Here is an 11,915-nt window from a genome sequence, read left to right on the forward strand (position 1 = left end):
AGGGCTGGGGAGGGGTAAGCGCTTTGGCGCTTTCGCTCTTGACCACCCCGGTGCAGGCCCTTGCCGAGCATGGCTCGGCACTACCGCTACAACAGCTTCGTTCCCCCCCTAACGGCACATCCGGGCGTCATCTGACACCGCTAGACTGCTTGATCGTGTATCAGATGGGACTCTGTATGTTCGGGCGATTTGCCGCCACCGTTGCCGGTGGCACTGTCTTGGCGCTGGCGTTGGCCGGATGCAACCGCAAGAACCCCGAGGCGCCGCGGCAAGCCGCCGGCGCAGTGCTGGTCACCACCCAGGTCGTCAAAGCCGCGCCGTGGAGCGATACCCTGCAGGCCAATGGCACCGCCAAGGCCCGCGAATCCATCATCGTCACCGCCAAGGTCAGCGAGATCATCGACAAGGTGCATTTCGAAAGCGGCCAGCAGGTCGCGGCCGGTGCGCCGCTGGTGACCCTGCGTGGCCAGGCCCAGCAGGCCGCCCTGGCCCAGGCCCAGGCTACCTTCTCCGAGGCCGACCGGCTCTACAAGCGCCAGCGTGAACTGGCCGCGCAGCAGCTGGTGGCCCATTCAACCCTGGACACCCAGCAGTCCATCCGCGATGCCGCCGAGGCCCGCGTGCAGCAGATGCGCGCCGATATCGTCGACCGCCAGGTACGCGCGCCATTCGCTGGCGTATTGGGTATCCGCCAGGTCAGCCCCGGCTCGCTGGTCACGCCGACCACCGCCATCGCCACCCTGGACGACATCTCGCGCATGCACGTGGACTTCCAGGTGCCGGAAGCGCAGCTGTCCTCGCTGCAGATCGGCGACAAGGTCAGCGGCAGCAGCATTGCCTACCCGGGCCGCAATTTCGAAGGTGCGGTCAGCACCATCGATGCCCGCGTCGACCCGGGCAGCCGCGCCATCACCGTGCGTGCCGATTTCGACAATGGCGACCACGCGCTGCGCCCGGGCATGTTGCTGGACGTGCGCCTGTACCGCCCCGAGCGCGACGCGCTGGTGATCCCCGAGATCGCCGTGGTGCAGGTGGGCCGCGACTCCTATGTGTTCCGGGTCAAGGACGATGAAAGCGTGGAGCGCGCCGACGTCAAGACCGGCACCCGCCGGGCGGGCGTGGTGGAGATCGTCGAGGGCCTGAAGGCCGGCGAGCGCATCGTGGTGGACGGCACCGGCAAGCTGCGCCCGGGCATCCGCATCCAGGATGAGAAGCCGGTCAAGGCCGCCGAGGCTGCCGCTGGTGAGAAGGCTGCGGAAGCGTCGGCCCCGGCCAAGACGGCGAGCGCCGGATGAAGCTGTCCGATCTTTCCATCAAGCGGCCGGTACTGGCCGTGGTGATGAGCCTGTTGCTGCTGGTACTGGGCATCATGTCGTTCAACCGCCTGACCCTGCGCGAGCTGCCGGCCATCGATCCGCCCATCGTCTCGGTGTCGGTGGATTACACCGGCGCCTCGGCGGCGGTGATCGAAAGCCGCGTCACCCAGGTGCTGGAAGACGCGCTGGCCGGTATCGAAGGCATCGACACCATCAATGCGCGCAGCACCAACGGTCGCGCCTCGGTGAGCATCGAGTTCACCGCCAACCGCGATATCGAAGCGGCCGCCAATGACGTGCGCGACGCGGTCAGCCGCGTTGCCGACCGCATGCCGGAAGAAGCGCGGCCGCCGGAAATCGCCAAGGTCGAGAGCGATGCCGACCCGATCATCTGGTTCAACATGGCGTCCTCGTCGATGGACACGCTGGAGCTCAGCGACTACGCCGACCGCTATGTGGTGGACCGTTTCTCCAGCATCGACGGCGTGGCCCAGGTACGCATCGGCGGCCGCCAGCGCTACGCCATGCGGGTATGGCTGGACCGCGACCAGCTGGCCGCGCGCGGGCTGACCGTCAACGAGGTGGAAACCGCGCTGCGCAACGAGAACGTGGAATTGCCGGCCGGCCGCATCGAATCGGCCGACCGTGATTTCACCCTGCGCGTGGAGCGCAGCTACGTGGCCCCGGCCGACTTTGCCAGCATTCCGCTGGGCAAGGGCAATGACGGCTATGTGGTGCGCCTGGGCGATGTGGCCAAGGTGGAACTGGCCTCGTCCGAACGCCGTGCCTATTACCGCAGCAACGGTGAGCCGGGCATCGGCCTGGGCATCGTCAAGACCTCCACCGCCAATGCCCTGGACGTGGCGCGCGACACCCGCGCCGAGGCCGAGCGCATTGCCCAGACCCTGCCCAAGGGCACGCAGATCTTCGTCGCCTTCGACAACACCACCTTCATCGAGGCGGCGGTGGAGCGCGTCTACGCCACCCTGGTCGAAGCGATGATCCTGGTGCTGGTGGTGATCTGGCTGTTCCTGGGCAGCCTGCGCGCGGCACTGATTCCGGCGGTGACGGTGCCGGTGTGCCTGGTCGCGGCCTTCATCGCGCTGTTTGCGTTTGGCTTCTCGATCAACCTGTTCACCCTGCTGGCGCTGGTGCTGTGTATCGGCCTGGTGGTGGATGACGCCATCGTCGTGGTCGAGAACGTGCAGCGCCGCATCGATCTGGGCGAGCCGCCACTGGTGGCCGCCAAGCGCGGCACCGCGCAGGTGGCGTTCGCGGTGATCGCGACCACCGCGGTACTGGTGGCGGTGTTCCTGCCGGTGGGTTTCCTGGAGGGCAATACCGGCCGGTTGTTCCGCGAGCTGGCGGTAGCGCTGGCGGCGGCGGTGGCCTTGTCGGCCTTCGTCGCGTTGACGCTGACGCCGATGATGGCGTCCAAGCTGCTCAAGCCGCACAGCGAGCAGAAGGTCAGCCGCCTGCATGGCTTCATCAACCGCCAGCTGGAACGCTTGTCGGGTGCGTATGGGCGGGTGCTGGACCGGCATGTGCAGCGCAGCTGGGTGTTCGGGCTGGTGATGCTGGCCGCGCTGGGTGCCAGCTGGGGCCTGTTCAAGCTGATTCCGTCGGAACTGGCACCGGCCGAGGACCGGGGCTCGTTCCAGATCATGATCGACGGCCCGGAAGGTGCAGGCTTCGATTACACCGTCGGCCAGGTACAGCAGGTGGAGAAGATCGTCTCCGCCTTTGTCGGCCCGGAGGAGCCGATTGTCCGCGCCAACCCGCGTGTGCCAGGCGGTTGGGGCAACAGCGAGGAAATGCATACCGGCCGCATCAGCGTGTTCCTGCAGCCCTGGCGTGAGCGCAGCGAGGCCACCAGCGACGTGGCCACCGCGCTGCAGAAGGAGTTGAACGACCTCAGCGGCGTGCGCGTGCGCACCATGGTCGGTGGCGGCCTGGTCCGCAGCATGGGCCAGCCGTTCCAGATCGTGCTCGGTGGCCCGGAGTACGCCGAGATCGCGCAGTGGCGTGACCGCCTGCTGGCACGCATGGCCGACTATCCAGGCCTGGTGGGCGCCGATTCGGACTACAAGGAAACCCGGCCTCAGATGCGGGTCAACATCGACCGCCAGCGTGCGGCCGACCTTGGCATCTCGGTCACCGACATCGGCCGCGCGCTGGAAACCATGATGGGCTCGCGCCGCGTCACCACCTTCGTCGACAACGGCGAGGAGTACGACGTACTGGTGCAGGCCGGCCGTGAAGGCCGCGCCTCGCCGGCCGACCTGTCGGCCATCCAGGTGCGCGCGCGCTCCGGTGAACTGGTGCCGCTGTCCAACCTGGTCACGCTCAGCGAAGTGGCCGAGGCCGGCAGCCTCAATCGCTTCAACCGCCTGCGCTCGATCACCATCAGCGCCAATGTCGCGCCCGGCCACACTCTGGGCGAAACCATTGCCTGGGCGCAGCAGGTGGCCGCCGAAGAGCTGCCCGAGTACGCGCAGATCGACTGGAAGGGCGAATCGCGTGAATACCAGAGCGCGGGTGGTGCGGTGCTGTTGACCTTCGCGATGGCACTGCTGGTGGTGTATCTGGTGCTGGCCGCGCAGTTCGAGAGCTTCATCCATCCGCTGGTGATCATGCTGACCGTGCCGCTGGGCGTGCTTGGCGCCTTTGTTGGCCTGTACCTGAGTGGTGGCACGCTCAACCTGTTCAGCCAGATCGGCATCGTCATGCTGGTGGGCCTGGCGGCAAAGAACGGCATCCTGATCGTCGAGTTCGCCAACCAGCTGCGGGATGAAGGGCGCAGCGTGCACCAGGCCATCGTCGAATCGTCGATGGTGCGCCTGCGGCCGATCCTGATGACCTCGATCGCCACCGTGGTGGGCGCCATCCCGCTGGTGGTCGCTGGCGGCCCCGGTTCAGCCAGCCGTGCCACCATCGGCATCGTGGTGATCTTCGGCGTCAGCGTGTCCACCTTCCTGTCGCTGTTCGTGGTGCCGGCGTTCTATGCGCTGCTGGCGCCGTACACCAAGTCGCCGGAAACCGTGGCCAACGCGCTGAACCGGCTTGAGGCGGAGACCCCGTCGGTGGGCGGCCATGCGTGAGTTGCTGGCCGGCGGCCGTGTCCAGTTGCGTCCCTGGCAGCCCGGGGACGTGGACACGCTGCTGGCCCACGCCAACGATGCGGCGGTATCGCGGGGGCTGAGCACACGCTTTCCCTATCCCTATACCCGCGCCGATGCGCTGGCCTTCCTGGCCGGCGAAGTGATCGAACTGGATCGCAGCGTGTTTGCCCTGGTCATCGATGGCCACGCCTGCGGCGGCATCGGCGTCAGCCAGGGCCGCAACGAGCGCCGCTATTCGGCAGCGCTGGGCTATTGGCTGGGGCAGCGCCATTGGGGCCAGGGCCTGATGACCGAGGTGGTCGCTGCCTATGCCCCCTGGGTGATGGAAGAGCTTGGCCTGGCGCGGCTGTCCGCGCAGGTGATGGCCAGCAATCCGCGTTCGGCGCGGGTGCTGTTGAAGAACGGATTCAACGAGGAAGGCACCGAGCGGCAATCGGTGTTCAAGGACGGCCAGCTGCACGACATGCGTTGTTTCGCGCGGCTTAGGACTTTGCCGCTTTTGGCGTGACGGCCCTGCACAACCGGGTCTAATCGTGGAAAAATCGGCCAGCCCCGGGATTCCGGGCTTTGGCTACCTTTCAGCTTTCCGGGGAATTACGTGGAATCCATCGTCGAATACGTAAACGGCATCATCTGGAGCAATGCGCTCATTTTCATGTGTCTGGGCGCCGGCCTGTGGTTCAGCCTGCGCACGCGTTTCATGCAGATCCGTGGTTTTGCCGAGATGTGCCGGCTGACGGTACGCGGTGAGAAGTCCGACGCCGGCGTGTCTTCCTTCCAGGCCCTGGCCATGTCGATGGCCGGTCGCATGGGTATCGGCAACATCGCCGGCGTGGCCACGGCCATTGCCTACGGCGGCCCGGGCGCGATCTTCTGGATGTGGGTGATGGGCTTCCTCGGCGCCTCCACGTCCTATGTGGAATCGACCCTGGCGCAGATCTACAAGACCAAGGATGCCGAAGGCCGCTATCGCGGTGGCCCGGCCTATTACATCGAAAAGGCCATGGGCCTGAAGTGGTATGCGGCGGTGTTTGCCGTCGCCACCGTGATCGCCGCCGGCTTCCTGCTGCCGGGCGTACAGGCCAATGCCATCGCCGACAGCGCGGTCAACGTGCTGTGCACCGGCGCCGATGCCTGTGCATCGGTCGGCGGCGCTGCCAGCATGAAGCTGTGGATCGGCCTGAGCGTGGCGCTGCTGCTGGGCATCATCATCTTCGGCGGCGTCAAGCGCATTGCCAGCTTCGCCGAGGTGATCGTGCCGTTCATGGCGCTGGGCTTCATCCTGATGGCGATCGTGGTGATGATGCTCAATGCCAGCAAGGTGCCGACGATGTTCGCCGACATCTTCTCCAGTGCCTTCGGTGCCCATGCAGCGTTTGGCGGCATCATCGGCCAGGCCATTGCCTGGGGCGTGAAGCGTGGCATCTACGCCAACGAAGCCGGCCAGGGCACCGGCCCGCACGCGGCTGCCGCCGCCGAGGTCTCGCACCCGGCCAAGCAAGGTTATGTGCAGGCCTTCGCCATCTACTTCGACACCATGCTGGTGTGTACCTCGACCGCGTTCCTGGTGCTGTCCACCGGAATGTACAACGTGTTCCGCGAAGTCACCGAAGGTGGCGTGACCAAGCTGGAAGCCATCATCACCGGCGTCCCCGGCGTACAGCCGTCCGAGGGCGCGCTGTTCACCCAGGCGGCGGTGGAGTCGGTGCTGCCGGGCTGGGGCGCGGGCTTTGTGGCACTGGCGCTGTTCTTCTTCGCCTTCACCACCATCATGGCCTACTACTACATGGCCGAAACCAACCTGACCTATCTGGCCGGCAGCAACCGCACCCATCCGGCGGCGATGCTGGTGCTGCGCCTGGGCATCATGGGCATGGTGGTGTTTGGCGCCTACCACAATGCGAAAATGGCCTGGGCGCTGGGTGATATCGGCGTGGGTCTGATGGCGTGGCTGAACGTGATCGCCATCCTGATCCTGCAGAAGCCGGCCATGCTGGCGCTGCGCGACTACGAGCGGCAGAAGAAGCTGGGCCTGGACCCGGTCTTCGACCCTGACGCATTGGGCATCAAGAACGCCGACTTCTGGCGTGGCAACAAGTAATTCAAAGGAACCGCTGTGAGCAACCCCTGGAACAACCGTCGTCCCTCCTCGCGACCGCCGCGTGCAACCCCGGCGGCACCTGCCGCCACGCGCGAAGGCGACGGTGTCCCGGTACGCGGCGGCGACGAGCTGCGCCTGTACGGTGTCAATGCCGTGCAGGCGATGTTCGCCAAGCGCCCGCAGTCGCTGCGCAAGCTGTACCTGGCCGAGGACATGATCCCGCGCCTGCAGCCGATGCTGAAATGGTGCGTGGCCAACCGCGTGGGTTACCGCGTGGTCGGCGATGGTGACCTGAACAAGCTGGCTGCCACCACCCATCACGAAGGTGTGGTCGCCGATGTGTTGAAGCAGGAACCGTTGCCGCTGGCCACCTGGCTGGCTTCACTGCAGGACGGCCCGGTGCTGGCGCTGTGGCTGGACGGCGTGGGCAACCCGCACAACTTCGGTGCGATCCTGCGTTCGGCTGCGCATTTCGGTGTTGGCGCGATCCTGCTGCCGGCGGAGTCCACGCTGGCGCTGTCCGGTTCGGCCGCGCGCGTGGCCGAAGGCGGCGCCGAGTCGGTGCCGCTGGTGCGCCTGCCGGCCCTGCCGCAGGCCGTTGCGCAGCTGCGTGATGCCGGTTTCGGATTGGCGGCGACGCTGGTTGAAGGCGGCGACAACGTGTTCACTACTGCGCTGCCGGACCGGATGGTTTACGTGATGGGAGCGGAAAGCGAAGGCATGGACCGCGGGTTCGCACAAAGCTGTGACCTGCGCCTGTCGATCCCGGGCAGCGGCGCGGTGGAGAGCCTCAACGTGGCTTCGGCAACGGCGGTTTTCCTGGCCAGTTGGAAGAGCCGCCAGCAAGGTTGAACCGCACTGTAGTGCCGAGCCATGCTCGGCAGAGGCCTTACCGGTAAAGCCCCGTTGCCGAGCATGGCTCGGCACTACAAAACAAAGGCGCCTTGTGGCGCCTTTGTCGTCATGGACTCCACCCGCAATGCAAAAAGCCCCTGTAGTGCCGAGCCATGCTCGGCAGAGGCCTTACAGGTAAAGCCCCGTTGCCGAGCATGGCTCGGCACTACAAAAAGCAAAGGCGCCTTGCGGCGCCTTTGTCGTCATGGGCTCCACCAGCATTGCAAAAAGCCCCCGTAGTGCCGAGCCATGCTCGGCAGAGGCCTTACCGGTAAAGCCCCATTGCCGAGCACGGCTCGGCACTACAAAAAACAAAGGCGCCTTGCGGCGCCTTTGTCGTCATGGGCTCCACCCGCAATGCAAAAAGCCCCTGTAGTGCCGAGCCATGCTCGGCAGAAGCCCTACCGGCAAAGCCCCGTTGCCGAGCATGGCTCGGCACTACAAAACAAAGGCGCCTTGCGGCGCCTTTGTCGTCATTGCCTGCCGACCTCATTCCTTCGGCGGCACCACTTCCTTGGCCTCGCTGCCGAAGCTGCCTTCCGATTCGGCGGCCAGATAGGCAAACACGGTGTAGGCGGCCACGTTCTGCGCCAGTGCCTTCGGGTCGATCTTGTCGAGGGTGTCGTCCGGGGTATGGTGCAGATCGAAGTAATCGGTCCCGTCCTGCGCCAACCACGCCCAGGCACCGCCCTTGGCCGCCAGCGGGCCGACATCCGGGCCGGGGCCGCCTTCGTTGGCACGGTATTCGATGCCCAGCGGGGCCAGCGCCTCGCCGATCTGGCGTGTAGCCTCACGCGATTCTGCCGGGTTACCCGAACCGGTGTTGAAGGCATAGATGCGGCCTGCGCCGAAGTCGCTCTCGGCAGCGATGTGCTGCTGCACGATCTCGCCTGCGGCCACGCGCGCGGCAGCATAGGCCTTGCCGCCGTGCAGGCCCTGTTCCTCGTTGGCAAAGGCGATGACGCGGATGGTGCGCTTCGGCGCCTGCTTGAGCTGGCCGATCAGATGACCGGCGGCCATGGTGATGCCGACGCCGGCACCATCATCGATGGCACCGGTGCCCAGGTCCCAGGAATCCAGGTGACCACCGATCACCACCACTTCCTTGGGCAGGCTGCGGCCGGTGATTTCACCGATCACGTTCTGCGAGGTGTAGCTGCCATCCCAGCCGCAATCCAGCGCGATGCGGATGCGGGTGGGACCGCGCGCGACCAGACGGTTGAGCTGGTCGGCATCCGGGCCGGACAGCGCGGCCGACGGCACCGGGGTCAGGCCTTCGTCGTAACGGGTAATGCCGGTATGCGGCATGCGGTGCGAATCAGTGCCAGCCGAGCGCATGATGAAACCCACCGCACCCTTGCGGATCGCTTCGGACGGGCCACGGCTGCGTACACTGCCGCCGATGCCGTAGTCAGCGCCATCGCGCTTGCGGGTCATGGTGAAGTCGACATAGGCGATCTTGCCGGCCAGCGAGCCTTCCGGTGCTGCTTTCAGTGCATCCAGGCCATCAAAGCGCACCACTTCGGCTTCCACCGTACCGGCCGGGCTGCCACCCAGTGCAGTGATGGTCAGCGGCTGTGGGTTGGCGCCGAGCACGGCGGCATGTTCGCTGCGGCGCTCCCACTTGGGGAAGGTGACCGGCTCGGTCCACACCTTGTCGAAACCCAGCTGCTTGAACTTGGCCTTGGCCCATTCCACCGCGCGTGCATCAGCTTCGCTGCCGGCCATACGCGGGCCAACCTCGGTGGTCAGTGATTCCACCACCTGCCAGCCGGTGTTGTCAGCCAGCGCCTGCGTTCGCAATTGCGCGGCCTGCGCCAGCGCCTGGTCCGGAATATGGGTGGGGGCAGCAGTGGCAGCAGCAGAAGTGCAGAACAGCACGATGGCAAGAGCAAGGGCACGGCGGCGCATGGTCGGTTCCACGGTGGATTGAACTATCAGGGTAACAGTGAGCAGAAGTAGGGGAATGTGCCAGTTGGTATGGGTCAACCATCAGGGGCAGATTCAGTGAAGTCCCTATGGCCTTGTTGATCACCTTCAGTTAGGCCGATAGCGCAGTGGAAAACGCTACAGGGTGAATGGGAGTTTTCCTGTGGCCCCGCTGCTGCGGCGCGGGAGAGCCTGCGTTTCCACCGATCGGGTGGTTTCAACAGGACGTTGTAATGACAGTGCGAAACAGGGCTGCAGGGATGGTGTTGATGGCGATGGTGGCGCCGGCGGCATGGGCACAGGCACACTCACTTGATGATGTGCGTTTCACCGGTCCCTTGCTGACCCCGTCGCCTTCGACCCTGCCGCAGGGGCAGTTCTTCCTGCAGCCCTATCTGGTGCAGACGCATGGTTCGGGTCGCTACGACGACAAGGGGCATCGCCATGCATTGGCCGATGCGAGCGATACGTCTTTGCTGTCGGTGCTGCTCAGCGCAGGTCTCACCGACAGGCTGGCCGGAGAATTGGTGATGGACAGTGCGCGCAGCACCCAGGGCGGCCAGCACAGCGATGGCTACCGGCTGGCGGACAGCGCGCTACGCCTGCGCTATCTGTTCCGCGAAGGGGACCCGCTTACCGGCAAGTCCGCGCTTGCGGTGATGTGGGGTCAGGCGCTGCCAACCGGTCGCCATGACCGGCTCGGCGACAACCTGCTCAACGGGCAGGGCAGTGGCGCCTATCGCAGCACGTTATCGCTGCTTGGACAGGCCTACCATTGGTTGCCGAACGGACGGCCATTGCGTTGGCGCTGGCAGGCGCGCTGGAGTCCGTCGCCGCGTGATGTAAGCCTTACCGGCCGCAGTGTTTACGGTACCGGGCAGGGCTTTCGTGGCCAGGTGCGTCCCGGGTCTGCGGTGGGCGCGGGCTTGGGCCTGGAGTACAGCATCGACGTGCATTGGGCGCTGGCCTTGGACCTGAGCGCCAGCCATCAGTCCGGCAATGCGGTGGACGGCACGGTGGTGGTGGAGGACGGTCAGCGCCAGCGTATCCATCGGCGTGATCGCGCGAGCCGCAGCTACAGCATCGCGCCGGCAGTGGAATACAACGTCAGCGACCAACTGGGTTTCCTCGTTGGCGTGCAGGCATCGCTGCCTGGCGGGCGCAACAGCGCCACCTATGTCAGCCCGCAGGTGTCGATGGCGCTTTCGTTCTGAAGGCTGCAATGACAACGGCCGGGCTCTTGCCCGGCCGTTGTGGTGTAGCGCAGGCCTGCGCCTGTATCAGTGCTTGTTGAGGCTGTCGCGGATTTCACGCAGCAGCAGCACTTCCTCGCTCGGCTCGGCCGGGGCGGCCGGCGCCTCTTCCTTCTTGCGCGAGAGTTTGTTGACGACCTTGACCAGCATGAAGATCGCGAAGGCGACGATGATGAATTGGATCAGCGTGTTGATGAAATCGCCATAGCCGATCACCACGGCGGGGATTTCCTTGCCATCGGCGCCGATCTTGGCCGGCGCCAGCGTCCAGGCCAATGCCGAGAAATCGACATTGCCGATCAGCCAGCCGATCGGCGGCATGATCACCTTGTCCACCAGCGAGGTGACGATTTTGCCGAAGGCGCCACCGATGACGACACCGACCGCCAGGTCGATGACGTTGCCGCGCATGGCGAATTCCTTGAACTCGCTGATCATTCCCATGTGTTTCTCCTAAAGGTGCATGAGGGGGAGTGGGCGCAGCCTACTCCAGTGGATGTCATCAGGCGATCACGCCATCGCGCTGTGCGATTTTTCCTAGGCGGGCGCTGAAACGATCGCCGCGTTGCAGGGCGGCCACACCGGCCGGGGTACCCATGAAGACCAGGTCGCCTGCACGCAGCGCGTAGAGCTTGGACAGCTCATGCAGGATATCCGGCACGTTCCAGATCATCTGGTCCAAGGTGGATCTCTGCCGCAGCTGGCCGTTGATCTCCAGCGAGAGTTCCAGCGGCTCGAGATCACCGACCTGCGCTGCCGGTACCAGCGTGCTGACCGGAGCGGAATGGTCGAAGCCCTTGGCAATATCCCAGGGGCCGCCCTTGGCCTTGGCCGCGGCCTGCAGGTCGCGGCGGGTCAGGTCCAGGCCGACGCCGTAGGCCAGCACCAGCGCCATCGCGTCCTCAACGGCGAGCACGCCGGCGGGTGCGTCCTTGCCCAGTGCGACCACCAGTTCCACTTCGTGGTGCAGGTCGGCGGTGGCGGACGGGTAGGGAATGGGGGCATCGCCAACCACGATGGCATCGGCGGGCTTCATGAAGAACATCGGCTGGCCACGTTCGGCGGCGGCGGGCACGGCGGCGCCCATTTCGCGGGCATGGTCAGCGAAGTTACGGCCGACGCAGTAGATGCGGTGTACCGGGAAGGTACCGCCGCCCTCGACCGGAATGCGGGGCTGGGGCAGGGCGGGGATCAGATCGGTCATGGTTGCGTCCAGGTGAAACGACGCAGAAGTCTAGCGGACGCAGGCCGCGTCTGTAGAGCCGAGCCATGCTCGGCTGGGGCCTTACCGGGAAAGCTT

Annotated in this window: 9 protein-coding genes; 6 read left to right on the plus strand and 3 right to left on the minus strand. The window is 65.7% G+C overall.

The genetic code is table 11. From position 1 onward, the window contains the following. Positions 1-176: 176 nt before the first annotated feature. From RT131_RS17105 to RT131_RS17125, 5 genes are all read left to right on the plus strand, one after another. Positions 177-1,295 carry an efflux RND transporter periplasmic adaptor subunit gene (locus RT131_RS17105; protein ID WP_313173968.1) on the plus strand — a complete coding sequence of 373 codons (1,119 nt, stop codon included), beginning with the start codon at positions 177-179 and terminating at the stop codon, positions 1,293-1,295. Next, a complete protein-coding gene (locus RT131_RS17110; protein WP_313173969.1) occupies positions 1,292-4,417 on the plus strand; it encodes an efflux RND transporter permease subunit in 3,126 nt (1,041 codons plus the stop codon). The genes RT131_RS17105 and RT131_RS17110 overlap by 4 nt, the downstream gene beginning before the upstream one ends. After that, the gene (locus RT131_RS17115; RefSeq protein ID WP_313173970.1) at positions 4,410-4,946 is read left to right on the plus strand and encodes a GNAT family N-acetyltransferase; all 537 of its coding nucleotides are present in this window, start codon (positions 4,410-4,412) and stop codon (positions 4,944-4,946) included. The genes RT131_RS17110 and RT131_RS17115 overlap by 8 nt, the downstream gene beginning before the upstream one ends. 90 nt (positions 4,947-5,036) lie before the next feature. Further along, the gene (locus RT131_RS17120) at positions 5,037-6,539 is read left to right on the plus strand and encodes an alanine/glycine:cation symporter family protein (RefSeq protein WP_313173971.1); all 1,503 of its coding nucleotides are present in this window, start codon (positions 5,037-5,039) and stop codon (positions 6,537-6,539) included. Positions 6,540-6,554: 15 nt separating this feature from the next. Continuing rightward, positions 6,555-7,391, plus strand: a complete 837-nt coding sequence (locus RT131_RS17125; RefSeq protein WP_293715726.1) for a TrmH family RNA methyltransferase — start codon at positions 6,555-6,557, stop codon at positions 7,389-7,391. A gap of 531 nt (positions 7,392-7,922) precedes the next feature. Here RT131_RS17125 and RT131_RS17130 read toward each other — a convergent pair. After that, positions 7,923-9,344, minus strand: a complete 1,422-nt coding sequence (locus RT131_RS17130; RefSeq protein WP_313173972.1) for a M28 family peptidase — start codon at positions 9,342-9,344, stop codon at positions 7,923-7,925. A 251-nt stretch (positions 9,345-9,595) separates the two neighbouring features. On the opposite strand from RT131_RS17130, the gene RT131_RS17135 reads away from it, so the two are divergent. Then, on the plus strand, positions 9,596-10,576 hold the full coding sequence (locus RT131_RS17135) for a hypothetical protein (protein ID WP_313173973.1): 981 nt from the start codon (positions 9,596-9,598) through the stop codon (positions 10,574-10,576). A gap of 66 nt (positions 10,577-10,642) precedes the next feature. Here RT131_RS17135 and mscL read toward each other — a convergent pair whose 3' ends face one another. Together mscL and RT131_RS17145 are read right to left on the minus strand one after the other, a co-directional pair. Continuing rightward, positions 10,643-11,059 (minus strand): large-conductance mechanosensitive channel protein MscL, encoded by a 417-nt coding sequence (mscL, locus tag RT131_RS17140; protein WP_312914251.1) that lies wholly within the window; start codon positions 11,057-11,059, stop codon positions 10,643-10,645. Between the two features lie 58 nt (positions 11,060-11,117). Continuing rightward, complete coding sequence (locus tag RT131_RS17145; protein ID WP_313173974.1) at positions 11,118-11,819, minus strand: fumarylacetoacetate hydrolase family protein; 702 nt, start codon at positions 11,817-11,819, stop codon at positions 11,118-11,120. Between the last annotated feature and the right edge of the window lie 96 nt (positions 11,820-11,915).

The sequence above is a fragment of the Stenotrophomonas sp. genome, assembly GCF_032066555.1.
GTDB lineage: Bacteria > Pseudomonadota > Gammaproteobacteria > Xanthomonadales > Xanthomonadaceae > Stenotrophomonas.